Source organism: Hyphomonas sp. ske169 (assembly GCF_056850855.1).
In genome coordinates this window covers 2183395-2209867 of sequence record NZ_CP096146.1, presented here as the reverse complement: position 1 = coordinate 2209867, position 26473 = coordinate 2183395, and the positions used below count along the sequence as shown (strand labels likewise).

Annotated in this window: 24 protein-coding genes; 16 read left to right on the top strand and 8 right to left on the bottom strand. The window is 53.5% G+C overall.

Annotated features, from left to right (window positions below; translation table 11 throughout):
• Positions 1-38: 38 nt before the first annotated feature.
• The 4 genes from MY069_RS10745 (at position 39) to MY069_RS10730 (ending at position 4563) form a co-directional block, all read left to right on the top strand.
• Positions 39-917, top strand: coding sequence for a 3-hydroxybutyryl-CoA dehydrogenase (locus MY069_RS10745; RefSeq protein ID WP_482793783.1), 879 nt, complete (start codon positions 39-41; stop codon positions 915-917).
• Positions 918-1163: 246 nt separating this feature from the next.
• On the top strand, positions 1164-2693 hold the full coding sequence (locus MY069_RS10740; RefSeq protein ID WP_482793782.1) for a UbiA family prenyltransferase: 1530 nt from the start codon (positions 1164-1166) through the stop codon (positions 2691-2693).
• On the top strand, positions 2690-4147 hold the full coding sequence (locus tag MY069_RS10735) for a hypothetical protein (protein ID WP_482793781.1): 1458 nt from the start codon (positions 2690-2692) through the stop codon (positions 4145-4147). The genes MY069_RS10740 and MY069_RS10735 overlap by 4 nt, the downstream gene beginning before the upstream one ends.
• Before the next feature lie 38 nt (positions 4148-4185).
• Positions 4186-4563, top strand: coding sequence for a DMT family transporter (locus tag MY069_RS10730; RefSeq protein ID WP_482793780.1), 378 nt, complete (start codon positions 4186-4188; stop codon positions 4561-4563).
• A gap of 32 nt (positions 4564-4595) precedes the next feature.
• Here MY069_RS10730 and MY069_RS10725 read toward each other — a convergent pair whose 3' ends face one another.
• Both MY069_RS10725 and MY069_RS10720 read right to left on the bottom strand, forming a co-directional pair.
• Positions 4596-5711 carry a Rieske 2Fe-2S domain-containing protein gene (locus tag MY069_RS10725; RefSeq protein WP_482793779.1) on the bottom strand — a complete coding sequence of 372 codons (1116 nt, stop codon included), beginning with the start codon at positions 5709-5711 and terminating at the stop codon, positions 4596-4598.
• Positions 5712-5724: 13 nt separating this feature from the next.
• Positions 5725-6204, bottom strand: coding sequence for a hypothetical protein (locus MY069_RS10720; RefSeq protein WP_482793778.1), 480 nt, complete (start codon positions 6202-6204; stop codon positions 5725-5727).
• A gap of 155 nt (positions 6205-6359) precedes the next feature.
• Between MY069_RS10720 and lepA the strand changes: the two genes are divergently transcribed.
• The 6 genes from lepA (at position 6360) to MY069_RS10690 (ending at position 11830) form a co-directional block, all read left to right on the top strand.
• Complete coding sequence (gene lepA / locus MY069_RS10715) at positions 6360-8165, top strand: translation elongation factor 4 (RefSeq protein ID WP_482793777.1); 1806 nt, start codon at positions 6360-6362, stop codon at positions 8163-8165.
• Between the two features lie 202 nt (positions 8166-8367).
• Positions 8368-9594 (top strand): hypothetical protein, encoded by a 1227-nt coding sequence (locus MY069_RS10710; RefSeq protein ID WP_482793776.1) that lies wholly within the window; start codon positions 8368-8370, stop codon positions 9592-9594.
• A 233-nt stretch (positions 9595-9827) separates the two neighbouring features.
• Positions 9828-10442 carry a GTP cyclohydrolase I FolE gene (gene folE / locus MY069_RS10705; RefSeq protein ID WP_482796698.1) on the top strand — a complete coding sequence of 205 codons (615 nt, stop codon included), beginning with the start codon at positions 9828-9830 and terminating at the stop codon, positions 10440-10442.
• Positions 10443-10498: 56 nt separating this feature from the next.
• Positions 10499-10879, top strand: coding sequence for a VOC family protein (locus tag MY069_RS10700; RefSeq protein ID WP_482793775.1), 381 nt, complete (start codon positions 10499-10501; stop codon positions 10877-10879).
• A gap of 92 nt (positions 10880-10971) precedes the next feature.
• Positions 10972-11298, top strand: coding sequence for a hypothetical protein (locus MY069_RS10695; RefSeq protein ID WP_482793774.1), 327 nt, complete (start codon positions 10972-10974; stop codon positions 11296-11298).
• 109 nt (positions 11299-11407) lie between these two features.
• Complete coding sequence (locus MY069_RS10690) at positions 11408-11830, top strand: hypothetical protein (RefSeq protein WP_482793773.1); 423 nt, start codon at positions 11408-11410, stop codon at positions 11828-11830.
• A 69-nt stretch (positions 11831-11899) separates the two neighbouring features.
• Here MY069_RS10690 and MY069_RS10685 read toward each other — a convergent pair whose 3' ends face one another.
• The 5 genes from MY069_RS10685 to MY069_RS10665 form a co-directional block, all read right to left on the bottom strand.
• On the bottom strand, positions 11900-12745 hold the full coding sequence (locus tag MY069_RS10685; RefSeq protein WP_482793772.1) for a CAP domain-containing protein: 846 nt from the start codon (positions 12743-12745) through the stop codon (positions 11900-11902).
• A 145-nt stretch (positions 12746-12890) separates the two neighbouring features.
• Positions 12891-15017: a polyribonucleotide nucleotidyltransferase gene (gene pnp / locus MY069_RS10680; RefSeq protein WP_482793771.1), complete on the bottom strand. Its 2127-nt coding sequence runs from the start codon at positions 15015-15017 to the stop codon at positions 12891-12893.
• A gap of 72 nt (positions 15018-15089) precedes the next feature.
• Positions 15090-15359, bottom strand: coding sequence for a 30S ribosomal protein S15 (gene rpsO / locus MY069_RS10675; RefSeq protein WP_482793770.1), 270 nt, complete (start codon positions 15357-15359; stop codon positions 15090-15092).
• Positions 15360-15578: 219 nt separating this feature from the next.
• Positions 15579-17060, bottom strand: a complete 1482-nt coding sequence (locus MY069_RS10670) for an oligosaccharide flippase family protein (RefSeq protein WP_482793769.1) — start codon at positions 17058-17060, stop codon at positions 15579-15581.
• 214 nt (positions 17061-17274) lie between these two features.
• Positions 17275-18636: an ABC1 kinase family protein gene (locus MY069_RS10665; protein WP_482793768.1), complete on the bottom strand. Its 1362-nt coding sequence runs from the start codon at positions 18634-18636 to the stop codon at positions 17275-17277.
• A gap of 124 nt (positions 18637-18760) precedes the next feature.
• Here MY069_RS10665 and MY069_RS10660 point away from each other — a divergent pair, with 124 nt between their 5' ends.
• The 3 genes from MY069_RS10660 (at position 18761) to MY069_RS10650 (ending at position 22078) form a co-directional block, all read left to right on the top strand.
• The gene (locus MY069_RS10660; protein ID WP_482793767.1) at positions 18761-21094 is read left to right on the top strand and encodes an ATP-dependent helicase; all 2334 of its coding nucleotides are present in this window, start codon (positions 18761-18763) and stop codon (positions 21092-21094) included.
• Positions 21095-21195: 101 nt separating this feature from the next.
• Positions 21196-21480: a GIY-YIG nuclease family protein gene (locus tag MY069_RS10655; protein ID WP_482793766.1), complete on the top strand. Its 285-nt coding sequence runs from the start codon at positions 21196-21198 to the stop codon at positions 21478-21480.
• Positions 21481-21733: 253 nt separating this feature from the next.
• On the top strand, positions 21734-22078 hold the full coding sequence (locus MY069_RS10650; protein ID WP_482793765.1) for a hypothetical protein: 345 nt from the start codon (positions 21734-21736) through the stop codon (positions 22076-22078).
• Positions 22079-22088: 10 nt separating this feature from the next.
• Here MY069_RS10650 and MY069_RS10645 read toward each other — a convergent pair whose 3' ends face one another.
• A complete protein-coding gene (locus MY069_RS10645) occupies positions 22089-23375 on the bottom strand; it encodes an O-acetylhomoserine aminocarboxypropyltransferase/cysteine synthase family protein (RefSeq protein WP_482793764.1) in 1287 nt (428 codons plus the stop codon).
• A 326-nt stretch (positions 23376-23701) separates the two neighbouring features.
• Here MY069_RS10645 and MY069_RS10640 point away from each other — a divergent pair, with 326 nt between their 5' ends.
• From MY069_RS10640 to MY069_RS10630, 3 genes are all read left to right on the top strand, one after another.
• A complete protein-coding gene (locus MY069_RS10640) occupies positions 23702-24331 on the top strand; it encodes a hypothetical protein (RefSeq protein ID WP_482793763.1) in 630 nt (209 codons plus the stop codon).
• 231 nt (positions 24332-24562) lie between these two features.
• Positions 24563-26041, top strand: a complete 1479-nt coding sequence (locus tag MY069_RS10635; protein WP_482793762.1) for a hypothetical protein — start codon at positions 24563-24565, stop codon at positions 26039-26041.
• Positions 26029-26460 (top strand): DCC1-like thiol-disulfide oxidoreductase family protein, encoded by a 432-nt coding sequence (locus MY069_RS10630; protein WP_482793761.1) that lies wholly within the window; start codon positions 26029-26031, stop codon positions 26458-26460. Before MY069_RS10635 ends, MY069_RS10630 begins: the two co-directional genes overlap by 13 nt.
• The last annotated feature ends 13 nt before the right edge of the window (positions 26461-26473 follow it).

The following is a 26473-nucleotide window of genomic DNA, read 5'->3' as shown; positions in this document are numbered from 1 at the left end:
GTTTGCTTACAATAAAGACATTCCGACGGGAGACGAGTGTGGCGGAAATCAAAACCATCGGCGTTGTTGGCGCTGGGCAAATGGGAAATGGAATTGCGCATGTCTGCGCCCTGGCCGGATATGACGTCATTTTGAATGATATCTCGCAAGACGCGCTCGATGCTGGGCTCACAACAATCGAGAAGAATCTCGGCCGCCAACTATCCCGCGAGTTGATCTCCATGGATGAGATGAAAGCGGCGCAAGCGCGGATTTCAACCACTGTCGCTTTAGATCCACTGGGCGAGGTCGATCTTGCCATCGAGGCAGCAACTGAGAACCGCGAGATCAAAGAGAAAATCTTTGCCGGCCTTTGCGGCGTTGTTCCCAAGCACGCCTATTTGGCCACAAACACCTCCTCAATCTCGGTCACCCGGCTTGCTTCGACGACCGACCGCCCAGAGAAATTCATCGGCCTACACTTCATGAACCCGGTTCCATTGATGAAATTAATGGAAATCATCCGCGGCCTCGCCACCGATCAAGAAACCTATGAAATGGCAATGGGCCTTGCCGGGCGACTCGGCAAAACGACCACAAATGCCGAGGATTACCCGGCCTTTATCGTCAATCGCATCCTGGTTCCGATGATCAATGAAGCGGTCTACGCGCTCTATGAAGGCGTGGGCACAGTCGAGAGCATCGACACCGCCATGCGCCTTGGCGCCAACCACCCAATGGGCCCGCTCACCTTGGCGGACTTCATTGGCTTGGATACTTGCCTATCGATCATGCAGGTCCTCCATGACGGCCTCGCCGACACCAAATATCGCCCCTGCCCGCTATTGGTAAAGTATGTCGAAGCCGGCTGGGTCGGCCGTAAAGTCGGCCGCGGCTTTTATGATTATTCGGGTGATGCGCCTGTACCGACGCGCTAAGCCGACCGATCAAGTAAAGCTATTTTTTAAGCAATATATAATTGGAATCTTCGCAGAAGATCCATCGGTTTTGACCAACACTATCAATCTAGGGACCCGCGATTAGAACCCTGTCTTTTCGCGATACGGCGCCCCAACATTCGCGTAAACAGCGAATATTGTTGTATAAATTTGCCAAAAGCCTATCCCTCTAATGACTGACCGATAATTTTTCATCGGACTTTGGGTTAAGGGGATCGGAAATATTTGGGTAGTGATTTGGAATCCTCTACGGAAAATGTCGAAAATTCTGGCGCAGAGCGCGCAGCAAACGATGACAAAACGCCCCTTGTTGTTGACCTTGATGGCACGCTGATCGATTCCGACATTCTCGTTGAATCTGCATTCGCGCTCCTTGGAAAATCCCCACTCAGTATTTTCGCGCTCATCTTTGTTTTGCTGACTCAAGGAAAAGCAGCACTTAAGTCCTATATTGCGGACAGATCTGAGATCGACGTTTCCGTCCTCCCCTACAATCAGGCCGTCTTGTCCTTGTTGCAGCAAGCGCATGCAGACGATCGCCCTCTATATCTGGCCTCCGCGTCCCACAAAAAATATGTCAAAGCCGTCGCGGAGCATCTCGACATATTCGCCGATTGGTTCGCGACGGGCAGCGACACGAATTTGTCTGGCGACGCAAAACGCGACCTCCTTATGGAGCAGTGTGGCGAAGCAGGCTTCGACTATATTGGCAATGCTTCTGCCGACCTCTCAATCTGGGCCGTTGCCCAACAGTGTATTTGTGTAAATGCGAGTTCGAGCGTCAAAGCGCGTCTGAAAACGCTCTCTCCGACGGCAAGCTATATCGAAACAAAACCGCCGCGCCTTAGAACTTGGATCAAGCTATTGCGCATCCACCAATGGGCAAAAAATTGCTTGGTTTTTGTGCCGCTGGTCACCTCTCAGGCGATCTACAGCAGCTCGGTCCTTTATTCTATCGGTGCTTTTTTCACATTCTCGCTCACCGCATCATCGATCTATATTATCAACGATGCGATTGATTTGGATGCCGATCGCAAACATCCGAGCAAAAAAGGACGTCCTCTGGCGGCTGGCACGATTTCGGTGTTTTCAGCGATGTTGGCGGTTCCGGCTCTGCTATCGATTGCGCTCATTGGGGCGTGGTTCATTAATCCGATCTATTTCGCAGTCCTGCTCGGATATCTCAGCCTGACAACCGCTTACACGTTTAGCCTCAAGCGAAAGCTCCTGGTCGATGTTGTCGCCCTGGCCAGTCTCTACACGATTAGAGTTATCGGCGGCGCCGCCGCCATCTCTGTGATGGTCTCTGAATGGCTGCTCGCCTTTTCCGTTTTTCTCTTCACATCCCTGGCATTAATCAAACGCTATACAGAACTCGTCCTTTTGTTTCATGAGGATTTGCCCGACCCGACCAATCGAAACTATCGCAAAGCAGATTTGCCGATCATCGCCGCACTAGCCGCAGCGGCCGGGTTCAACGCCGTGACGGTGTTCGCACTTTATGTCTCAGACCAAGATGTTCAGGCATTATATGCGCGTCCGCAACTTCTTTGGCTGATCTGTCCGATGCTTCTATACTGGTTGGGTAGAGCCCTCATGCTCGCGCACCGGCGCTCAATGAATGATGATCCAATCGTATTTGCACTGAAAGACCGGAACAGCCGCGTGACGGTTTTCGCGGCTGGTATCGTGATGCTGTTGGCAATGTTCGAGTTGCAAATTCCGGGCTTTCAGGCTGGAGCTGCATCACAATGATTGAGAGCATTCAGCGGACTTACGATAAAGGTTTCGATGCGACGGTTGGAAGACTTCGCATTGCGAAAATGTGGGATCACATCAAGCGGGACCTAACATCAAACAGACAGCATCTGACGAAAAAAGATGCCTACATTGCGATGGCTATGGGACTGTTGGGCGCCGCGATTTCCGTGTGGGCCTTTTCCCAAACCAACCGGGTTCCTGAACTCCATACGACGTTCAATCTCTGGTTACACGCGGATGTCGCGAGATATGCCGAAAACTTAGTCTCCGCCGGCGGCAGTCACGGTCGGACCTCCGTCCACCCCCTATTCTCCATTCTATTATATCCGTTTGGGGCCACCCTAACCGCTTTTGGTTTGGACCCCCTCACAGCCGCAAAAACGTTGATCGTTATCGTGATGGGCGCAAATGCAGCGCTATTCAGCCTTGTCGTTCGGCTGTTGGGTTTAGATCGCATCGCGGTTGTTCTGTTCAGCCTCGTGTTTGTTACGACCGCAACCTTCATGTTTTGGAGCGCCGTCGTGGAGAGCTTTCAGTTCTCGGGCTTTTCCGTTTTGCTCTCTCTGTTCATGATGTTTCGGGTCAAAGAGTCTCATTGGGGCTGGTGGGTGCTCCTCAATGTGCTGACCCTAGGCTTCCTAATAACCAATTGGGTATTCGCCCTGGTCGCGATGGCGGTCAGGCTCAAACTGAAGCCCTTTATTGCCATCGGCGCGTCCTCTTTTGCGCTCGTGGTCGCATTGTCGCTCGTCCAAAATGCAACTTTTGAGCGGGCCGCGATTTTTTTGAATCCCGAAACGCTGCTTCGAGAGCAAGAATATTTTCAGCCAACACTGGAAGCGAAAGGGGACTATGACGAAGGCTTCAAGCCAAGCTCAAATCTCCGCAGTATTTATGTGACCACCATGGTCGCGATGCCGGTCTATGTTCAACAGGAACGTCGCATGCGTCTGGCGACGACCAATCAAAATTCTGGATTTCCGGAAGGCGAACTAGTGCCAATCCTTGCTGTGATCGTGTGGGTTGCGCTGTTTGGATTAGGGGTATGGGGTGCCGTCAGGTCGAAACAGCTTAGGCTTCCTTTCATCGGGTGCGGAGCAATGCTCGCAGCTCAAACAGTCCTTCACCTAATCTATGGCGAAGTGACATTCCTTTACAGTATGAGTTTTATGCCGATGGTCATTCTGATAGCGTCTGCGGCCTATTTTTCTCCATACAAAACGCTGTCGCTGGCCTTGGCTGTAGTATTAGTTGTCACGGCCGGATTAAATAATGAGAGACGGTTTCAACACACAATTGAAGTCGCGCAGTGTTTGGCGGCGCTTCCGACTGTTCAGAAAATGCAAGTCTATGAACTGGTGAGAGACAATCCTCCGGACGAAGACTTTTTCGATCCGAAATTTGTCGTGGACACTAAAGATATCTGCGGAACCAAGTCCCCAATGTAATCTCACATCTGGATTGGCACTAAGATTGAGGATTCTCTATGTCGCTACAAATCATTTCGCTCATCATGATCAGCGTGCTTCTCAGCGCGGGGTCGCAGATTGTTCTCAAGAAAGCGATGATTGCGGACTCAGTTCAAAAGAGCATTGCATCTGGAGACGTCATCGCGATCTCAACAACATTGATCACATCGCCAATGATTCTTGCTGGATTGTTTAGCTTTGGCCTGAGCGCCGTGTTCTGGCTGTTCGTGTTATCAAAGGTTCCCCTTTCTTCTGCCTATCCGTTTGTCGCTCTCGGCATTGGAATTACAGTAATTGCGGGGGTTACGATTTTTGGAGAGACCGTATCCCCCGTCGGCGCCATCGGCGTGGGGCTGATTGTGCTGGGAATCCTCTGCGTCGGCTCCCAAGCGTAGGCCCACCAGGCTTCATCTCATTGTGAAGCGTTTTAACTCCGCCAGCGTAGCGTCACCGGTTTGATCTTATTCACAAAGTCGCGCTTCTCAGATCGCGCTGCCGCCCATTCGCGTTTCAGCATCTGATACCATTTGGCTTGGACATCGATATCATCGATCCACATCATCGCCTTTTGGTGCTCCATTCCGAGGTTTTGCAGATCCACCATATCGCCATCTTGGCGCAGGAATTTGCGGGCCATGGGTTTGGCAACTGGAATCGCGAGATTGAGCAGCGGTGCGCCGGTCCACCAGGTGAGCTGGGTGATCCGGGTGCGTTTCGGCGCTTCCGGCGTGAGGCAGGTCAGTGTCACCAGTCGCGCGCGATCGTTCGAGATGATCTCCCAGCGAAAGCCAGGCAATTGGAATCGGATCTCAGTTTCGACCTCGTCGCCGAACACCCATTTATAGAGTTTCGAATTGGAACTTGGCTTGTGACGATCAATCGCCCAGCCGCGATCGGCCGGAATGAACGGCTTTTCTTTGAGCTTCAGCCCCACAGATGGCGGGCGCCACCACCATTGATTATGCACAAAAGGCACATGCGCCGGGTCCATCAAGCCGACCACGGCATCATCCATATGGGCATTGAAAACATCTTCGATGACGAATTTGGGCTTGTCAGGGAGCGGCCCAAAATCCGGAGCAGGAACATCGGGCGCCCCGTCAAAGCGCGGATTATCCGCTACAAAAACATAGATCGCGCCATTCGCTTCATGCACCGGATAGCGCCGCACTTTCACTTTCGAAGGTTCATAGGGCTCAGACCCGGTCAAAGACGGCATATGTTTGCACACGCCATCGGTGCCAAACCGCCAGCCATGATACGGGCATTCCAGTGTCGCCTCGCCATCGGTCTCAACTTGCCGCCCGGCACTCAGCGGCACCAGGCGATGCGGACAAATATCGCGCAGCGCAAACACCTCGCCTTGCTCCGTCCGGGCCAGAACAATCGGTTGGCCGATTACGGTTCGGCGCACCTGTTTACAGGATTTCAGCTCCGCCGACACGCAGGCCAAATACCAACTATCGGTCAGCCACCCTTCCGGTGTCAGACCAGGCTTTTGCTCGGGTTGGGTAGTATCGATGAGCGTCTGAGTGTCGGCCATGAACCGCTTATACCTATTCTTGGTAGATGCGTGAATAATCGGCAAACACTGAGCCGTCGAGCGCTTCTGAAATGATTTGAGTGGCCAGTTCAACATCGAGGACCCGGCAGCAGATTTCGAGCGCCTCAGCGCTCAGTCGCCCCGCATCGCAATATCCAAGCCCCGTCCAGCCGAGCTTTTCGGTCAGGGCGTCTTCCACGTCTTCCTGTTTGTCTCGGTCTGCGTCGGCATCGTTCGACGCCGGGAACTCGACAATCAAAGTCGCATAAGCGCTTTCGCCAATCTCTTCGAAGCCAAGATCGCGCGCACCTTGTAAAACGCCAGAAAATTGTTTCTCGAGCGAGCCAAAAATGTGCACACGATGGCTGGCGGTCTCGCCTGGCTCACCGATATAGCCCCAATGCTCCACGATCCGGCGATGCTGCGGCTCGATCCAGGCCTCATGATAGGCCGCTATTTTTCCGGTCTCGTCGCGTTTGAAAAGTCTGATCATTCGCCCGTCATGCGTCACAAACCGCCTCGAACGCCAGCCTTTTTTCTGGAGCATGCAACCCAAAGCCTGCACAGCCCAGACGAAACGCGCCTTTTATCGCAGTTCTTGCTGCAGCTTTGCTTCCCTTAGCGAGCGGCCAAGTCTATATCGCGCTTATGACACCACGCGATAAAATTCGTAATTTCTCCATCGTGGCGCACATTGACCACGGCAAATCGACTCTGGCTGATCGTCTGATCCAAAAGACGGGCGGTCTGACCGAACGCGAAATGTCCGAGCAAGTGCTCGACTCGATGGATATTGAGAAAGAGCGCGGGATCACGATTAAAGCGCAGACCGTTCGGCTCGATTACAAAGCCAATGATGGCGAGACGTATACGCTGAACCTGATGGACACACCTGGCCATGTCGACTTCTCTTATGAAGTCAGCCGCTGCCTCGCCGCGTGTGAAGGTTCGCTCTTGGTCGTCGATGCGAGCCAAGGGGTCGAGGCGCAAACGCTTGCCAATGTCTATCAAGCGATCGACCAGGACCACGAAATCGTCCCGGTGCTGAACAAGATCGACTTACCCGCTGCTGACCCAGAAGCGGTGAAAGCCGAGATTGAAGACATTATTGGTTTGGATGCCTCGGACGCGGTTGAGATTTCCGCCAAGACCGGGATCGGCATTGAAGATGTGCTCGAAGCGATCGTGGAACGCCTGCCTGCGCCGAGCCAGGGTGAGGTGGACGCCCCGCTGAAGGCTGCGCTCGTGGATGCCTATTACGACCCCTATCTCGGCGTCGTTGTGATCGTCCGAATGCATGATGGCGTACTGAAAAAGAAAATGAAAATCCGCATGCTGAAAACGGGCGCGACTTATGATGTCGACCGGGTCGGCGTGTTTAAGCCCAAGCCAACCGATGTCGACGAGCTCGGGCCCGGCGAAGTGGGTTTCCTCGTTGCTTCAATTAAAGAAGTCGCGGATTGCGCGATCGGGGACACGATCACCACCGACAAAGCAGGAACCGAAGAAGCGCTGCCCGGCTATAAAGACGTCCAACCCGTTGTATTCTGCGGCCTATTTCCGATGGATGCGGGTGATTTCGAGGAGCTCCGCGCTGCGATGGGCAAGTTGCGCCTGAATGATGCGAGCTTCACCTGGGAAATGGAAACCTCCGCCGCACTCGGCATGGGCTTTCGCTGCGGCTTCCTCGGGCTGCTGCACTTAGAGATTATTCAAGAACGTCTCAGCCGCGAGTTTGACTTGGACCTGATCGCGACAGCGCCAAGCGTGGTTTATGAAATGTCGATGACAGATGGCACCGAGATCGAGCTGCACAACCCGGCTGATATGCCTGACGTCGTCAAAATCGAAGAAATCCGAGAGCCGTGGATTGAGGCGACGATTTATTCGCCGGATGAATATCTAGGTTCCATTTTGAAACTTTGTCAGGACAGAAGGGGTATTCAAAAGGAACTCTCATATGTTGGTGGCCGGGCCATGGTCAAATATGAGCTGCCGCTCAATGAAGTTGTGTTCGATTTCTATGACCGGCTGAAATCCATGTCGCGCGGCTATGCGAGCTTTGACTATGAGATTATCGGGCACCGGGCGGAGAATCTCGTCAAGATGAATATTCTGGTCAATGACGAGCCGGTCGATGCGCTCGCCATGCTGGTTCACCGTGATCGCGCTGAAAGCCGCGGCCGTCAGATGTGTGAGCGGTTAAAAGATCTGATCCCCCGCCAAATGTTCAAAATCCCTGTCCAGGCTGCAATTGGCGGCCGGATCATTGCCCGCGAGACCATCTCAGCGCTGCGCAAAGACGTGACCGCAAAATGCTATGGCGGCGACGCAACGCGCAAACGCAAACTGCTCGACAAGCAAAAAGCCGGTAAGCAGCGCATGCGCCAATTCGGAAAAGTCGAAATCCCGCAAGAAGCCTTTGTCGCGGCGCTCCGGATGGATGGGGACTAGTAGGGGCTTCCACACTGAAAACGTTCGACTTTGACCCGCAAGAATGGGCCTCACCGTAGAAGGGTCGAACACGACAGCTTTGCGGGTCCGCGGCTAGTCACGCTCCTGAATATGAGCGCACTTTTATTTGCGTTGACACGGACAGCCGGCCGCTTAGTTTCGAACTCGAAATAATAAGCAAGCACCTCCGTTGGGGAATATAATGCGCTTAGTGGGGATCGACAGAGTCGAAGCAAGAGGTCTGACTCAGTACAGAGCAGAATATGAATCGCGTTCCGGCCGACCATTCCGTCTGCACTTCACGCTGCCATCACTCTATAAAGCGCCCGAAAATCAAGATGCGTTCTTCGTCGTTGGGATCACGCTCGCGATGATCCTTCGTGAAGACTATGAACAGTCCATACCTGTTTCAAAATCCCTTCTGCATGGCGTTCGGCAAACGGTCAAAAAATGGTGCTCGTGGCATTCATTCTTAAAACAGATCAAGATTAAGACCCCGACCCGTTTGAACGCTCAAACAGCCGATTCTCACGACGATCGCGTAAATGCGAGCTTTTTCACCGGCGGCGTCGACTCTTTGTTTACAACCGTGAACCATCCGAACGAGATTGGCGGCCTCATCTCGATTGCGCATAGTTCCGCGGATTTTGAAGAGATTGAGCATACGCTCGCAAACCTGAGAGGGTTGTCCGGCTTTGCTGCGCAAACCGACCGAAAACACTTTGTCATAGCAACGAATGTTATGACGCTGGCGCCTGAAATGCTCGACACCTGGTCGTGGCTTAGTCACGGCGCTGCTCTTGCGGCGGTCGCACATTCCCTTTCCGGCGAGATCACGAATGCGATCATCTCCTCTTCGGATACCTGGGAAACACTCGTTCCGTGGGGGTCTCACCCAGATGTCGATCGGCTTTTTTCGAATGAATCGGTGACGATGGAGCATTACGGGAACGATTTCGGACGGACGCAAAAAACGGAACGCATCGCGGCGGACGCTTCTGCCCTGTCGACGCTTTCAGTCTGTCATCACGGGCGAGCTGCGAACCAAGAAATCGTGAATTGTTCCAAATGTGCAAAGTGCATCCGCACCATGATCACACTCGATTTGGCAGGGGCGTCACCGGCCCAAAGCACAACATTTGATTGGTCGCACTACCGTCTTGAGGCCATTCGGGACTTTCGGCTAACAAGCGAAGACGATTTGGTGTTCTTCGACGAAATCAGCTTGAAGTGCGAACAGGAAGGACGCAGTGATCTCGCAGCTGCCGTAAAATCAATGACCAGAGGATCCAATACGCTCATGATCCTCAAAAAGCTGGAGACTTATTTACGGCGCAGAATACCAGTGCTCGCGCAATTTAGGCCGGTCTTGGTACGATGCCGCAATGCCATTTATCGCTCATTTAAAATCACCACGAATGCTGATTAACCTTTTCCGCAGCGTTTAGATCCACGAAATCACTAAAACTTGAAATCCGCGAGCGCCCGCCTGCCGTAAAGAGAGTCTGGTAACTGGTGGAATTCGCCACTATGTTCCAAACATCGCCCTGAGGGTACAAACTCCGGGCGGGCGTTAAGTCCTTATCTGGCAGGGTCCTTGAATGGTCTACCTCAGGTTCGGCTCGACCTCCGTCCCTCAGACTAAGGAATTCAAATATGGCCATGGATGCCATCACCCCAAAAGATCAAATCGATCTCACCGAAGAAATTAAGCGCCCAAGCATGGAAGAAGCGATGGATGCCGTTCGCACATTGCTGGCTTGGGCAGGCGACGATCCGCGCCGAGAGGGCCTGATCGACACGCCGAAACGAGTCGCAAAAGCCTATCAAGAATTCTTCGCCGGATATGAGATGGATCCAGTCAAAGAGCTGTCGCGGACGTTTGAAGATGTGCAAGGCTATGATGATATCGTCATGCTGAAAGACATCGATGTAGAAAGCCATTGTGAGCACCACATGGTGCCGATCCTCGGCAAAGCCCATGTCGCTTACATGCCGACCCATCAAGTCGTTGGCATCTCGAAAATCGCCCGCGTGGTCGAAATTTTCGGCAAGCGCTTGCAGACCCAAGAGACGATGACCGCACAGGTCGCCGATTGTATCACCGAAGCCCTACAACCTGCGGGTGTTGCGGTGCTGATCGATGCCAAGCACCAATGCATGACCACGCGCGGTGTTCACCACAAGAATGTGGCGACGATTACCACGCAGTTCACGGGCGTCTTCAAGACTGACAAAGATCTACGCAACCGCTTCCTTCGGTTCGTCGAACAATAAAGCCATTGACCCTTTCCAGGCTTTCCCGATGATGAGGCAAAGCCGGGGAGGATCATATGGATTTAAACACTGCCAAACCCACACTATTTCTCGCCACGTCCAATCCGGAAGCGGCGAGAAATTTTTATGAAGAACAGCTGGGCTTAAAGCTGTCAGCAGACGACGAATACGCTCTAGTCTATCAATTGGCGGGGACTGAGCTGCGCCTCTCGAAAGTACCAAACCACACGCCGCTGCCCTTCACGGTGTTAGATTGGCAGGTTCCAAGCATTGAAAATGCCCATGCCGCTTTGGCAGAAAAGGGCGTCGAATTTTCGATCTTCGACGGCAGGGGTCAGGATGATCGAGGCATTTGGCAAAGTCCCGATGGCGGCGCTCGTATTCTCTGGTTCAAAGACCCTGATGGAAATGTCCTGTCGGTCTCAGAGCGCGCTTAGAGCCCGATTTGCTCGCGCGACTTGTTTGCGTTAACCATGACGGGTTGCGCGGAAAGCCGCCCAACATCCATAATCAATGGGAGGATGGACTCATGAGAAAGTTTTTCGCTGTAGCGCTCGCTGCTGGATTTATCGCAGCCCCTGCATTTGCAGCAAAGGTCACCGTTTCGTTCGCAAGCGATGATGGCACCACGCAAGAGTGGACCTTTGACGACTCGACCAATACCGCAACCATGGGCGATATCAGCGCGTCTTATACGTTTGATGCAGAAGCCGGTGTGCTCTGTGCCGATATTCCAGAGCAAGGCGAAGTTTGCGCCACCTTTGATGGCGTTGCGCAAGCGGTCGGTGAAAGCTCTGGCTATACGCTCTCAACCGGCGGCGGCGGCACAGCCACAATCACAGCAATGAGCGAATAAGACCCGTTCTCGCTTTAACAATACAAGCCTGGAGCCATCGCTCCAGGCTTTTTTATTGACTTTTAGGCGCTTGGAACATATTGTTTATCAATAAGAAGGAGGCCTCCCAATGCATGCAGAAATCGTCCGTCTCGGATTGCACCAAGTCGATATTAAAATCGTCAATGGCGATGATATGCATGTGCTGCAATGGCGCCGGAACCTTTTATGGGACGAGGTCCTCTTAAATGGCAAACGCCAAGCGCATTCTTCTGGATTTTTCGGCCGTGAGAAAGTCTATGGCTTAGTCTTCGGCGCCAATGAGACGGGTCAAGATGGAACTCAAGTCATGCTTTTGCTCGACCCGAGTACAGAATATGGCAATTGGAGCCAGTCACAACGGATTAGCGGCGTACGGCTCGAGGCAAAAGACGGTCCGATTGTGTCTTATGGCTCGCTCGATCCGCAAGCCTTGCAGAAGCCGACAACTTTTGCCGATTGGATGAGAAAAACAATGGGCATGGAATGGGGCGACCATTCTTCCCCGCGATAGATTTAGACAAAGAAAAAGGGCGCCGAGGCTAAAACTCAGCGCCCGTTTCCAATTCAGTCTAACGGAAGATTAGTTCCTGCCGCTAACCAATGGCCCCTTGAGAACATAAGTGCTGTCGCGAAGCCCGACCAGGACATCAAGCGCCGCAGATTCCGTGCCTTTCAGCTCATTGAAGCGTACCCGAGGAATCGAGCTGCGCGCCAACATTTCACCGGACGCTTTATCAACCAGCCCCCAAGCCACAACTTGCTGATCATGGCGGGTGAGTTTTGCCTTCAGCGGCTTTGTGCCTCGCGCTGAAACTGGGATCGCCTCGAGCAGGTCGCCCTCAGCGGCAGCAAAGACTTGCACCACATAATATTGCCCGGCTTCTTCAACCACACCGATGCCAACATCGGTAAAGCTAGCCCGCATCATATTGGTGACGTTCAACCCGTCGCGTTTGAGCTTTGTGTGCACCGTGGATGCATCATCGGCAGCGCGAGCGACCGTGACGTTCGAACCAGACGCACCAACCAGCATGGTTCTGTCGAAAGCTCGGATCCGGTGAAGATGGTCCCGGCCCTCTAGATCGACATGATCGGCATAAATGCGCACAGACATATCAAGCGCATGAGACATCGCCGCTTTATCGAGCGTGGCACGGCGATTGAGCGGCGCGAGGCCATTCGAGGCACGCTCAGCATTGATCGCTTCAAACAAGCCATCGGCGACGGTGGCGTTAAAATTATCCGCGCTCTCAATGCAATCCGAGGCCTCGGAAACACAGGATGCGAGATCCATTGAATAACCATTGTCTAGGCCGCAACCGGCCTCAGTCGCACCTGCTGTTCCAGAGAGCGCAGCGCTCCCGGCAACCGTCAGCGCGAGGAGGAGAGTAGATTTCAGTTTGTCATATTTTTGTAACATCAGCATCATGTAACTTATGTGACAGATATATGTCAATAATTTATAGTCCGAATTCGGACCATAAATTATCCTTAACCGGACAAATAGTTAACAAAAAAGCCGCTCCTTGTCGGAGCGGCTTTTAAAATTGTTTTGATTCCAAGGGGAAAGCTTAGTCGTCGCTGTCTTTTGCGACTTCTTTTCCGGTCTCTTGGTCAATGTTTTTCATCGACAGACGGACCTTTCCACGATCATCAAAGCCCATCAGTTTGACATAGACTTGCTGACCTTCAGAGACGACGTCTTTCGGATGGCCGATGCGCTCATTGGCCATCTGTGAGACGTGAACCAGGCCGTCTTTCGGGCCAAAGAAGTTCACGAACGCACCGAAGTCTTTGATCGAAACGACTTTGCCTTCGTAAATCTCACCGACTTCTGGCTCTGCAACGATCTCTTTGATCATTTTCAGGGCCTTATCGATGCTCTCACGATCGGTGGCTGAGACTTGAACTGTGCCATCATCATCGATGTTCACTTTGGCGCCGGACTCATCAACGATGCCGCGAATGACTTTACCGCCGGAGCCGATGACTTCACGGATCTTGTCTTCTGGAACTTTGATGATTTCCATTTGCGGTGCGTTGTCCGCAAGGCTCTCACGCACGGTGTCCAGACCCTTGGCCATTTCCCCGAGAATGTGAGCGCGGCCGCCTTTGGCCTGCTCGAGCGCGGTTTCCATGATCTCTTTGGTGATGCCTGCAATCTTGATGTCCATTTGCAAGCTGGTGAGGCCCTTCTCGGTACCCGCCACTTTAAAGTCCATGTCGCCGAGATGGTCTTCGTCGCCGAGGATGTCAGACAGGACAGCAATGCCCTCGTCATCCTTGATCAGACCCATGGCGATCCCAGACACAGGGCGCTTCAGCGGCACACCGGCATCCATCATCGCGAGCGAACACCCGCAAACAGTGGCCATAGAAGATGAGCCGTTAGACTCTGTAATCTCAGACACCATGCGGATCGTGTAAGGGAAGTCTTCGTGCTCTGGCAGAACCGCGCGCAGTGCGCGCCAAGCCAATTTCCCGTGACCGGTTTCACGACGGCTGGTGCCGCCCATGCGTCCGGTCTCACCCACAGAATATGGCGGGAAGTTATAGTGAAGCAGGAACTTCTCTTTGCGTGTACCGTCTAGGCCGTCGATGAACTGCTCATCGTCGCTGGTGCCAAGGGTCGCGACACAGATCGCTTGCGTTTCACCGCGGGTGAACAGCGCAGAACCGTGTGTGCGTGGCAGGAAGCCAGCTTCGGCTTCAATCGGACGAACTTGGTCGAGTGACCGGCCATCAATCCGCTTACCAGTTTTGATGATGTCGCCGCGAACAACTTTCGCTTCAGCCTTTTTAAACGCTGATTTGAAGACATTGGCGTCCATGCCGTCTTCATTCTCTTCCGTCGCTACCAGTTTCTCAGCCGCTTTTTCGCGAGCTTCACCAACAGCGGCCTGACGCTCAAGCTTTTCAGTGATCTGGTAAGCTTTAGAGAGATCTTTGCCGACCAGTTTCTGGATTGCGCCGAGTTCAGAAGAAAGATCTTCAGCTTCGAACTCAAATGGCTCTTTCGCCGCCGCTTCAGCCAGCTTGATAATCGCGTCGATCACTGGCTGCATCGCTTCGTGTCCGGCCATAACCGCGCCGAGCATGACATCTTCAGACAGCTCTTTGGCTTCTGATTCAACCATCATCACAGCGTCGCTTGTGCCTGCAACCACCAGATCAAGCTCAGATTCTTCGAGCTCTTCGACAGTTGGGTTGATGACATAGGCGCCATCCTTATAGCCGACGCGAGCAGCGCCGATTGGGCCCATGAATGGGGCACCAGACAGAACCAGTGCCGCAGAGGCGCCGATCATGCCGAGAATGTCTGGATCGTTCTCAAGGTCGTAAGAGACAGCGGTCAGAACCACTTGTACTTCATTCTTGAAACCGTCGACGAAAAGCGGACGAATTGGACGGTCGATCAGGCGAGACGTCAGGGTCTCTTTCTCAGTCGGGCGTCCCTCACGCTTAAAGAAGCCGCCTGGAATGCGGCCTGAAGCGTAGTATTTTTCCATGTAATTGACGGTCAGCGGGAAGAAGTCTTGTCCCGGCTTCGCGGATTTCGCGAAAGTTGCCGTCGCCAGTAGGCTGGTATCACCATAAGTGATCATAACCGCGCCATCAGCTTGACGGGCCACTTGGCCTGTCTCGATTTTCAGTGTCCGGCCGGCCCATTCCAGCGAGACTGATTGTTTATCAAACATAAGGTTTTGCTTTCTTTCATACATACGAAAAGCCCGCCAAGTCCCTATGACCGAGCGGGCTGTTTTGAGAGCCTAGCGGCGAATGCCGAGCTCTCCGATGAGCGTTTGGTAACGCTCTTCATTTTTCCTCTTCACATAGTCGAGGAGTTTGCGGCGGGTGGCGACCATCGCCAGAAGCCCGCGGCGGGAGTGGTTGTCTTTTTTATTGTCCTGGAAGTGTCCGGTCAGATTGTTGATCCGTTCAGTCAGGATCGCGACTTGGACTTCAGGGCTGCCTGTATCACCTTCGGTGCGGGCAAATTTCTTGATCAGTTCGGCTTTACGCTCAGCTGTGATCGACATCGATATACTCTCTTTTATCGCCTTGCGGCGGGTTAAATACGCGGCCGAATGGCCTGTGTTTTGAGGGAGGGCGGCGCGGGTTCAGCCTCGTCCGGGATGTCGTCCAGAAGGGCTAGGTTTGCACGTTGCTCGCAACAAGCCGCGCATGTGGCACATTTGGTTGCATTTGGAAAGGGTTTCTTGCGGCTCGAACCGGCGGCTCAATTTGGGTGAAGTTAATTATAGAGCGACCGATACGTGTCGCTTGAACACCGCTTCATAGACCTTCCGTTCAACCCCATCGGGTTTTCCCAATAGGTTCCAGAAAATGGTCACGGTCAACACGTAAACCAGGACGGAAATGGCCGACAAGCTGGCGATCGACAGCAAAAGCATCCACGGGCTATCATAGATAACGTATCTGGTGGTGAACCATAGAAACAGAGCCATGACCATGAGCGAGATATACGGCATCACCAGCACTCTTATTTGCTTCACGTAGCCTAAGTTCAGCAATTGCTTCACCATCCAGAGCGCGCTGCCGAAGAATACGACCGCCCCCAATGCTTGCGCGATGAAGAAGCCAGGCAGTCCAAACAACCAGAAACCCAGATACAAAAACACAGCGAGCGAGACGAAAGCGATAGCATTATGAATTGCATAGAAGACCGTTCGGTCTTGCGCGTAAGCCACGCTGCCGGCAGGACCTGTGGGGGCTGAAAGAAGCGAACACGCCGCCAAAATCGCCAAAAAGGCCGGCGCTTCCTGCCATTCTTGCCCAAACAAGAACAAAACGATGGGTCCAGCCAGAACGGCGAGGATCACAAAAATCGGCCCGGTTGCCAGCAACACAACCCGAGAGCTCGTGAGATACCCGGTTTCCAATGACCCTTCTTTCTGCAGCAGGGAAAATGTCGAAATGAACGGAACCAAGAGCGGGCGCAAAAAGGCCTGATGGACGATGCCATTCAGATTTGAACCAACACTATAATTCCCAGTCGTGGTTCGGGAAGAAAATTGCGCCAACACGAACACATTTAGCTGCCAGTGCGCCGCTGAGAAGAATTGCGAGACGGTCGTCCAACCAATCATATTCGCGAAAATTGACCACGATTTAAGCGACCATTTTGGCAGGAACGGAACGTAAATATAAGTCGCCATCGTCAAAAAAGCGGGGGTTAAGACCGTCATCAGCACAAGCGCCCAGTAGCTTTTCGTGATGATCGCAAACGGCAACGCAATCGCCATGGTCGTAGCGCGGGCCACAATCCCAATAACCGCCTCCGGATAATAATTGATCCGGCGGGCAAGCAGAGTCATTTTCGGATTGAACAGTCCCCGAACCGCCGGAGCGAGCGCCAATACGGGCATCAGGGCGTTCAAACGCGGTTCGTTAAACATAAATGCCGCAACAGGCGTCAAAATCAAAATGATCCCGACCACAATCACCGATCTCAAGATTGAAATCGAGAATGCCGTGTAGAGCATATCCCTCGTCACTCGTTTGGAACGAATGAGCGCCGCGCCGACATGCATTTGCAAAATCGCCTCGGTGACTTGAACAAAGATCATCGCAATCGCGATGAGCGCAAAATCTTCAGGCGTCAGCAGTCTGGCAAGAACGAGCACCAGAAAAAAGTCTATTAGCTTCGCCAATAGCTGAGATCCCGACAGCGCCAAGCTCGCGCTAGCGGTCCGGCTAACTATTTTCGATTTCGTCACCGCTCAGTCCAATACTGCTATACTCACGCGTCAGGATGCAACTATTATACCTGAATGCGAAACACATCGCATTCAGCGCAGGCGTGCATCTCATCAGTCTGCCTCGTTCTCAGTCCAAAAAAGAGCGGGCCAATGCAAGATCAGCTCTGACATTTGCCCTCAAACTAACTGCATTACCGAAGAAATTGGGCGGTATTGAGCTCGAATCACAGCGCTACAACCCCGCGCGACTGAGCGCCGTATTCTGAGCGTCTATCAGGGATTCCTCACTAAATCCTTCGAGACTTTCCTCGAACAAGCGATGATAGTTAAGTTCAGCCCCTAATCTCAAATAGGCCGCCCCGAGGCCGATTGCGGCTCGATCCATAAATACGAACTCAGCTGGGACTGTCACCGGGCCCTTCTCTTTAAGCAGCCGCCGGACGGCAAATGCTTCCTTGCGGCCATATTCGCCGGGTTTCACGCCATCAGCGACGCTCCGCACGCGGTCATCAATCAGTGGGCCATAGATAAATCGCGCCCAGATGCTCAGCACTTCGACCAGTTCTGTGTTGAGGCCTTTAAACCCCCATTTCTCAAACGCGGCATAGACTGCATCAAAATCATCGGCGAGCAGTCCGCGATAGAGATCGACCACGCCGGCAACGAAACTTGGCGGGAAGATCCGGATGCAGCCAAAGTCTAGGAGATTGAGCGCCTGCCCGTCTTGCGTGACCTGATAATTGCCCAAATGCGGATCGCCATGGATCACCGCCGCGCCGGTGAACGGCTTCCACCAGGTCCAGAACAAATGCTGCGCAATCGTATTTCGAACCTCTTGCGGCGCCGCCTCATAATCATTCAGGCGATCACCATTCACCCAAGACATAGTCAACAGACGGTCCGTACTCAGCTCCGGCACCAAGTCCGGAACCGTGACATATTCCGCGTCTTTGAGGAGATATTGGTACAGCGCCAAATGTTTGGCCTCGCGGGCATAGTCGAGCTCTTCGCGCAAGCGATCCGTGACCTCTTCGATAATCTCAGACGTATCGACCGACCCATCCAATCGCTTGAACATGCCAAGCAGCATTTTCAGCTGGCCAACATCGCTTTCGACGGCGGAACTCATATCCGGATATTGCAGCTTACAGGCAACCTCGCGGCCATCATGCAGGGCCGCCCGGTGGACTTGGCCCAGGCTTGCCGCATGCGCCGCCTCCTTGCCAAATTCGGCAAATTTGCTCTGCCAATCGGCGCCCAGTTCAGCGCGCATACGCCGTTTCACAAACGGCCAACCCATGGCCGGCGCCTGAGCCTGCAATTTGCTGAGCTCATCCGCATACTCCTCAGGCAAAAAGTCCGGCACGGTCGAGACCATTTGCGCGACTTTCATCAGCGGGCCTTTGGATTTACCCAGCGCCGCCGCCAGCGCTTTGGCAATCCGCTCATCGCCTTTCTCACCGCCAAACATCGCATTAGCGGCAAAGGTCAGACCTGCACCGGACAGGTTGGTTCCAACCTTCATTGTCCGCCCCAAACGCGCCGAGAGGCGGTTACGCTCAGGGTCTTTTTCAAAGTCTTCTACGTCGCTCATAGCGGCTCCAAGGTCCGGTTTCCTTAAACATAGACCTAAAAGCGCCCCCGCGAAGAGGAGAAGGAGTCGCGGGGCACGCACATTCCCCCTGACAAACTGATCCTGTTCACTCTATATTCCCCGGATGACGGGACCGAATCGCAAACTGAGCATCTCTGAAATGGCCGCGGCGAAAGCGCCGGTGGCGAATACGGGTGCGGATTACCTCACGGGGCTGAACCCAGAGCAAAAAGACGCGGTCCTGACCACAGAAGGACCGCTTCTTGTCTTGGCCGGCGCCGGGACCGGGAAAACCCGCGTGCTGACCACGCGCCTGGCGCACATTATCGCCTCTGGGCTCGCTTATCCGAGCCAGACGCTGACGGTGACCTTTACCAATAAAGCCGCCCGCGAAATGCGCGAGCGGGCGCTAAAGCTGACCGGCGAGGCTGGGGAAGGCTTGCGCTGGCTCGGCACGTTCCACTCGATCTCGGCGCAAATTCTGAGGCGCCATGCTGAACTGGTTGGACTGAAATCAAGTTTCACCATTATCGACACCGATGACCAGGTCCGGCTCTGTAAGCAAATCATTGAAGCGGAGAATATTGATCCGAAGCGTTGGACGCCCCGCTATCTCGCGGGCCTGATTGATGGCTGGAAGAATCGGGCGCTCCTCCCGCACAAAGTCCCGAGCGATGAGGCGTATCAATTCGCCGATGGTAAAGGAATCAAATGCTATGAGACCTATCAAGCGCGTCTCAAGGTGCTGAACGCCTGCGATTTTGGCGATCTGTTGATCCACAATATCACGCTGTTTCAAGACAATCCGGACCTGCTCGCCGACTTTCACAGAAAATTCAAATACATCCTGGTCGACGAGTATCAGGATACCAACGTCGCCCAATATCTCTGGCTGCGCCTGCTCGCCCAAGGCAATTCGAATATTTGCTGCGTCGGGGATGATGATCAGTCGATCTATGGTTGGCGCGGGGCGGAGGTCGACAATATCTTGCGCTTTGAGAAGGATTTTCCAGGCGCCAAAACGGTTCGCCTAGAGCGCAATTACCGTTCAACCGAGCCGATCCTCGCTTGCGCCTCGGCAGTGATCTCGAACAATAAAGGCCGGCTTGGCAAAACGCTGTTTGTTGGCGGCGATTGGGCTGGTGACCCAGACGCCAAGAAAGTCCAAGTCCGCGGCCTGTGGGACGGTGAAGCCGAAGCGCGGATGATCTGTGATGAGATCGAAGCCTGGGCGGCCAAGGGCGGCAAGAACACCTATGAGGACTGCGCCATCTTGGTCCGCGCCTCCTGGCAGATGCGTCTGTTTGAAGAACGCCTGATCATTCTCGGCATTCCGTATCGCGTGATTGGTGGCCCGCGCTTCTTCGAACGCGCCGAGATCCGCGATGCCATGGCCTATTTGCGGCTGATCCGCTCGACTGATGATGACTTGGCCTTTGAGCGCGTCGTCAATCAACCCAAGCGCGGCGTCGGCAATACGACCGTACAAAAGCTGCAACGCTATGCCCGCGATGATGGCCGCAGCCTGTTCACGCTGACACCGATGGTGCTGCAAACAGATGAGATTAAAGGCCCGGGCAAGCGCGGGCTCACCCAATTCATCGATCAGATCAATCTCTGGCGCGACCGCCATAATGGCGGCATGAGCCATACTGAGCTCGCGCAAGTGATCTTGGACGAGTCGGGCTATACGGACATGCTGCAAAAGGATCGTAGCCCGCAGGCACAGACGCGGCTTGATAACCTCAAAGAGCTGATCAATGCGATGGGCGAGTTTGAGAACCTGACCGGCTTTCTCGAACACGTTGAGCTGGTCATGGACACGGGCGGCAAATCAAACGGGGACGAGGTGCAAATTCTCACCCTGCACGGCGCTAAAGGCCTCGAATGGCCGCTGGTCTTCTTGCCGGGCTGGGAAGAGGAAGTGTTTCCGTCTCGCCGCTCGCTTGATGAAAGCGGCGCCAAAGGCCTCGAGGAAGAGCGACGCCTGGCTTATGTCGGCATCACCCGCGCTCGCGAGGTTTGCCGGATTAGCTTTGTCGCAAATCGCCAGATCTTCGGCCGCTGGCAAAGCGTGCTGCCGAGCCGCTTTGTTGACGAGCTGCCGCATGAACATGTCGAAGCTGAAGCCGAGACCGGCTATTCCTCTCTGCCCGGTGGCGAGGATGGTTTTACCGGCACCGTCGAGGATTTGGGCGAACGCTCCAGCTATTCATCACCCGGTTGGAAACGGCTCAAAGAGAATGCCGGAAAATATGAAGACGGCCCCGTCCTCGAAGGCAAGGCGAACCTGATGGCATCCGAGAGCGGCCATGCCGGCTTCAAGCTCGGCCAGCGCGTGTTCCACGAAAAATTCGGCTATGGCAAAGTTATGGATGCCAATGGCACCAAACTCAAAGTCGCGTTCGAGAAAGCCGGCTTGAAGAAAGTCATCTCAACTTTTGTGACGGCGGCTTAGCCCGTTCCGATTATCCCGCGCTTGACGCAGGATCTCCAGCCGCGTGTACTACCCCATGCGGGACGAGGTCCCGGATCAAGTCCGGGACAACGGAGCCTGGATTGTTTTACACATATATCGTCACCAATCGGCCGCGCGGCGTGCTCTACACTGGGCACACGGATGACATCAATAAACGGGCCTGGCAGCACCGCACACACGGTTTGCGAGGATCATTTTCGGACAAATATAATTGCGAAATACTGGTCTGGCTTGAGGCATATGATACGCGCGAAGAAGCCAAGGGCCGCGAACAACAGGTCAAAAACTGGAAGCGCGATTGGAAAATTGAACTGATTGAACGCCAAAATCCGGAATGGCGCGATCTCGCCGACGCGCTGCACTAGCCCAACGCCGCCTATCCCGGACTTGATCCGGGATCTCATGCGATGGCTTAGGCGAGCCGCCGCTCGAGGCTCCGGGTCAAGCCCGGAGACACGGAAATTGGGTTGCCTGGCCGCCTTCAGCGAAAAGCACCAAAGATCTGCTCTTTATATGTTATTGACCCAACAAACCGGAACAGAATAAGGCTGTAGAACGAGCTGTTTTCAGGTCTATATCTGGACTAGGCCTTGTTTACGAACAGCTGAGGATCGCCCGATGACCAAATCACCCGAAGATGCCCTAGACGATTTTCTGGAAACGCTGCGCCGCGAGTTTCGGTCTGATCCCGAGCTTGCGCATCGCGTGGTGAAAGCGCTGGGTGTGAAAGTGGAGCTTCGTGGATCGAAGGCAGCGGATGTTCTGAATGCGCTCGAACTTGTCGACAAAGAAGGCCATGACGGCGCGCGCGAGACCCTGCGCTCTTTTTCAAGCGCGGAGCTTAAGAAAATCGCGAAGAACAATAATCTCGCGACGCCCGTGGATATGAAATCGCTAGACGATGCGGGTCTGATCGAGGTGATCGTGACCCGCGCTGCCAATAAGATTGCGGAACGGCGCTAGGCTTAAGCGATTATAATGCCGCTTTGAGCGCTTGATCGAGATCGGCCATCAAGTCTTCCGCATCCTCGATCCCGATGGACAAGCGGACAGAGTCAGGCGCCGCGCCGGCTGCAATTTTTTGCGCATCGGTGAGCTGTCTGTGCGTGGTCGAAGCCGGATGGATCACCAACGAGCGAGCATCACCCAAGTTTGCGACATGGCTGAACAATTCGAGTGAGTTCACGAACTTCACGCAAGACTCATAGCCGCCTTTCAGCTGAACCGTGAACAAAGCCCCAGCGCCTTTGGGACAGAGTTTTTGCGCCCGCGCTTTGTAAGGCGAGCTGTCGAGCCCCGCATAGGTCACGCTGGAAACCGCGTCATGGCCCTCAAGCCAGGCCGAAATCTTCTCAGCATTCGCGACATGTTTCTGCATCCGCAGAGACAAGCTCTCAATCCCCATCAGTGTGTAATGCGCGCCTTGCGGGTTCATCGTCATGCCAAGGTCACGCAGCCCGATGGCGATCGAATGGAAGGTGAAAGCTGCTGGGCCAAAAGTCTCGTGGAATTTGAGGCCATGATAGGCAGGCTCGGGCTCCGTGAGGGAGGGGAACTTGCCCGCCGCGGTCCAATCAAACGCGCCGGAGTCCACAATTGCTCCGCCAGTTACGGTCCCATTTCCGGTGAGATATTTGGTCAAAGAATGGGTGACCAAAGTGGCGCCATATTGGATTGGATTGCAGAGATAAGGTGTCGCGGTCGTGTTATCGACGATCAGCGGCACTTGCGCCGCCTGAGCGATTGAGGCGATGGCTTCGAGATCAGTGACATAGCCGCCGGGGTTCGCGATCGTTTCACAGAAAATCGCTCTTGTGTCTTCGTTGACCGCTGCTTTGACCGCATCGAGATCATCAAAGTCGACAAAGGTCGCCGCCCAACCAAACCGTTTGATCGTGTGGGTAAACTGCGTCACGGAGCCACCATAAAGCCGGGTCGAGACGACGACATTGCGACCTGGTTCCATGAGTGGGAATAGCGCCATCAGCTGAGCCGCGTGACCTGATGAGCAACAAACGGCCCCGGCGCCGCCTTCCAGCTGCGCGATCCGGTCGCCCAGCGCCCCAACGGTTGGATTGGTCAGACGCGAATAGATGTAACCCACTTCTTGGAGATTAAACAAAGCCGCCGCGTGATCGGCATCGCGAAACACATAAGCCGTCGATTGATAGATCGGCACCTGTCGCGCGCCTGTAGCAGGATCTGCGACGGCGCCCGCGTGAATTTGTTTTGTGTCGAAGCCGGTTTTGTTTTGCGTCATAAATACATCTCTGTCGAAAACACCACTTAGAGCAGCTCTAACCGATCTGCCAATATGTGATCGCCGATTCATTTGCTCTTAACTGCCGACATCCCAACAGCTGCGACTGTCGCGCGTCTGCCTGGCTTAAGCGTTGCGAAAAAGTACACGCTCAACTTTTGGTGTATGGATTCATGTTTTTGAGAAAGTAGACTGCAGCAAAAGAGCAGCTCACATCAACTCAATCTCAGAAAAACGATAGTGATCTGCAGCCTTTATATTGAATTTGACTCAATACCCAAAATAACCAAATTGAAATATTTTGCCTGACCGACTTGGAAAACATAATGGAAAACACGCAACAGAACGCTCGATCATTGGACAAACAATGGGAGACGAAAACCCTTCTATACTTGTTGCTATTCCTGGTTCCATATTTTGCCGCGACCACCGTGTTTCAAATACGTTCGGGTTTTGCAATCAACATGGAGGGATCACCTTTTGACCGGATGAATGGAGGATTGCTTTGGCTCGCCTCCTCTATGGCGCTTATGAATGCGGTTCTGCGCAGCGATGATCTAAGACGTTCAGCGCTCTGGTTGTTAGGATGTGCGGCGATCGGTGTAGTCGCGCTGGATGAGTTATTTGCCCTGCACGAACACTCCATAGAGGTTACCGGCGATGATGATCACCCAAAAATCTTGTTGTTTCTTTGCGCTGTCGCCGGCGTGTTTGTTTTGAACAAGCTGGAGAACCTCAATCGCAAAGTATTTTGGCTAATTATTGCGGGCCTGAGCGTCCATTTTATCTATTTGATGGTCGATATGGGAGATGGAGACTATTTCACGATCCCTGCTTCGAAACAGACGCTGCGTTGGTTCGAAGAGTACCTCGAACTCACCGCATCAGCGCTGTATTTTAGTGCGCTGTTTCTTCAGGCGATCATGACCTTCAAGGTCGCAAAAGCTGAGGAATAGAGATTACGAGAGCTTTTTTGAGAATGCGAGAACGTTGAAGCCTCTCATCATTGAGGTTATTGTATCCGATCGCCTCGCCGCCTTATTCCTGAGCAGTTCGCAATATTCGCGCAGTTTTATTCGCGTTGAGCGAGAATCTGGTTGAAGCGGACGGGCTCATATCGCAATAATCGCTTCAGCTAGGGACGATGTGACAGCGCTGCAAAGCTCGAATTGATTATGGGGGGAAGTATGTCCGATTTGGCCGCTTCGGAAAACACGAATGTCGCAGATACGCGACTGACTTCACTGACTATTTTTTCATACGCATGGGCAATGCAGAGCCTTATCCAGCTTGTCTATTTTCGAGCTTGGTTTGAGACAGGCCAACCGCTGGGATGGATTTTCCTATTCTTCTCGCTCGCCGTCTTTCTGTTTCCAGGGCGCATCAGGCTGTTCGCTGGCATGGTCGCGTCTGGTTTAGTCTATTATATTTCGATTTGGCCGTTTGTGGTGAACCACCATCTAGGCGATCATGTCATCGCCATTACGATGCTGGCCGCCGCTGTGATTGTTCTTGGCAAGAAGCTGCTCTCAACTGACCCGCTGACTGACGAAGATTCTGAGGATTGGTTCGACAAGTTTGCGCCCGTGGCGGGTGCGATTTTCGCCTTTGTTTATTTCTCGATCATCGTGTCGAAACTAAACGGTGCATTTTTCGATCTCGAGATAAGCTGTCTATCCGGAATGATCGAGGAGGCGGAAGCTGATCGGCCTTTGGTGCGGCCGTTTTTGGGCCTGTTCAGCGTCGAGTTCTACTTCTGGGTTTTCATTGTCGCCGAGACCCTGTTGCCCTTCATGTTGGCTTATAAGCCGACGCGTCTACCCGCCTTCTATTTTGGCGTGCCCTTCCACATCCTACTCGGCCTGATGGGTCACTGGCCGTTCTCGTCAATGATGCTGACCCTGTACATTTTGATGTGTATGCCGATGCTGAAAGACGTGTTGCGGCCCTATGTCCAAAAAATCGATGAAATACGCGCGGATGCAACACCATGGCTCCCCGGCTCAGCACTGTTTGCGCTGCTCAGCGGCTTCTTTTTAGTCATCGCTGCGGTCGGAAAACCAAGCTGGGCTTGGCTGCTTTGGTCTGTAATTTTGGCGGCAGCAATCCTGTTTGGCATGTTGCGTGAGCATATGGAGAACGGTCTTTTCACCGGAAATGGCGTTATAAATGTCTGGGTCAAACACCCTGGCTGGTTGTGGGTCATGTTCGCATTGGCGGTCGTCAACTCAACTGGCCCCTATCTCGGTTGGAAGACCCAAACCAGCATAGCCATGTACAGTAATATGCGCACCGAAGGCGCGTTCAATAATCACTTCTTCATTCCTGATTTGCCAGTCTTTGGGTTCCAGGATGATCTGGTTGAAATCATTGATTCCAACAATGACGAGATCCTCGCGTTGAAGACCTACCCCGCCCGATACGGATTCGTAGGACAAGAACATGAGGTCTATCGCGTTTACTTCGAGTTCCGGCGCGCCGTCAGCACCCTTGAAGATCCAGATCTTGAGATTACCTATTTGCGTAATGGCGAAATGAGAACGTTTAAGCGAGGCGATGACGGGAACGTGGACAAAGACCTCGATAAACCACTTCCGATCCTCCAAGCGAAACTTCAATATTTCCGCCCGGTCTTCAAAAGCGAGCGCGCATATTGTCTGCACTAGATCCATCTGCCCTGAGCCAAGAAAAGGCGAGTTCGGACAATTGGCTGATCTATGATGGCGAATGCCCGTTTTGCAGCCAATATGTAAAACTGGTTCGGATCCGGGAAGCGGTTGGCGGGTTGAAACTTCTCAATGCGCGGGAGGGAGGTCCGCAATATGACGAGGTTTTGCGCGCCGGGCTCGACCTTGATGAAGGCATGGTGCTGAAGCTGAATGATCGGCTCTATCATGGCGACGATTGTATTCACGCCCTCGCCATGTTGAGCGAACCAAAAGGCTTTTTCAATCGGCTGAATGTTTGGGTGTTTAAGTCGCCTAAGCGTGCGGCGTTCCTCTATCCGATTTTGCGCGCTGGCCGAAATCTGGCGCTCAAACTGCTTGGCCGAAAGAAATTAGACCACGAAGAAGCCACCAGCTAATCGCTACGTCCAC

Bases quoted from the DNA above. Each gene is read 5' to 3' on its own strand.
- MY069_RS10735 (WP_482793781.1), top strand. From the start codon at position 2,690: ATGATTGAGAGCATTCAGCGGACTTACGATAAAGGTTTCGATGCGACG.
- MY069_RS10730 (WP_482793780.1), top strand. From the start codon at position 4,186: ATGTCGCTACAAATCATTTCGCTCATCATGATCAGCGTGCTTCTCAGC.
- MY069_RS10725 (WP_482793779.1), bottom strand. From the start codon at position 5,711: ATGGCCGACACTCAGACGCTCATCGATACTACCCAACCCGAGCAAAAG.
- MY069_RS10720 (WP_482793778.1), bottom strand. From the start codon at position 6,204: ATGATCAGACTTTTCAAACGCGACGAGACCGGAAAAATAGCGGCCTAT.
- lepA (WP_482793777.1), top strand. From the start codon at position 6,360: ATGACACCACGCGATAAAATTCGTAATTTCTCCATCGTGGCGCACATT.
- MY069_RS10710 (WP_482793776.1), top strand. From the start codon at position 8,368: ATGCGCTTAGTGGGGATCGACAGAGTCGAAGCAAGAGGTCTGACTCAG.
- folE (WP_482796698.1), top strand. From the start codon at position 9,828: ATGGATGCCATCACCCCAAAAGATCAAATCGATCTCACCGAAGAAATT.
- MY069_RS10700 (WP_482793775.1), top strand. From the start codon at position 10,499: ATGGATTTAAACACTGCCAAACCCACACTATTTCTCGCCACGTCCAAT.
- MY069_RS10695 (WP_482793774.1), top strand. From the start codon at position 10,972: ATGAGAAAGTTTTTCGCTGTAGCGCTCGCTGCTGGATTTATCGCAGCC.
- MY069_RS10690 (WP_482793773.1), top strand. From the start codon at position 11,408: ATGCATGCAGAAATCGTCCGTCTCGGATTGCACCAAGTCGATATTAAA.
- MY069_RS10685 (WP_482793772.1), bottom strand. From the start codon at position 12,745: ATGCTGATGTTACAAAAATATGACAAACTGAAATCTACTCTCCTCCTC.
- pnp (WP_482793771.1), bottom strand. From the start codon at position 15,017: ATGTTTGATAAACAATCAGTCTCGCTGGAATGGGCCGGCCGGACACTG.
- rpsO (WP_482793770.1), bottom strand. From the start codon at position 15,359: ATGTCGATCACAGCTGAGCGTAAAGCCGAACTGATCAAGAAATTTGCC.
- MY069_RS10665 (WP_482793768.1), bottom strand. From the start codon at position 18,636: ATGAGCGACGTAGAAGACTTTGAAAAAGACCCTGAGCGTAACCGCCTC.
- MY069_RS10660 (WP_482793767.1), top strand. From the start codon at position 18,761: ATGACGGGACCGAATCGCAAACTGAGCATCTCTGAAATGGCCGCGGCG.
- MY069_RS10650 (WP_482793765.1), top strand. From the start codon at position 21,734: ATGACCAAATCACCCGAAGATGCCCTAGACGATTTTCTGGAAACGCTG.
- MY069_RS10645 (WP_482793764.1), bottom strand. From the start codon at position 23,375: ATGACGCAAAACAAAACCGGCTTCGACACAAAACAAATTCACGCGGGC.
- MY069_RS10640 (WP_482793763.1), top strand. From the start codon at position 23,702: ATGGAAAACACGCAACAGAACGCTCGATCATTGGACAAACAATGGGAG.
- MY069_RS10635 (WP_482793762.1), top strand. From the start codon at position 24,563: ATGTCCGATTTGGCCGCTTCGGAAAACACGAATGTCGCAGATACGCGA.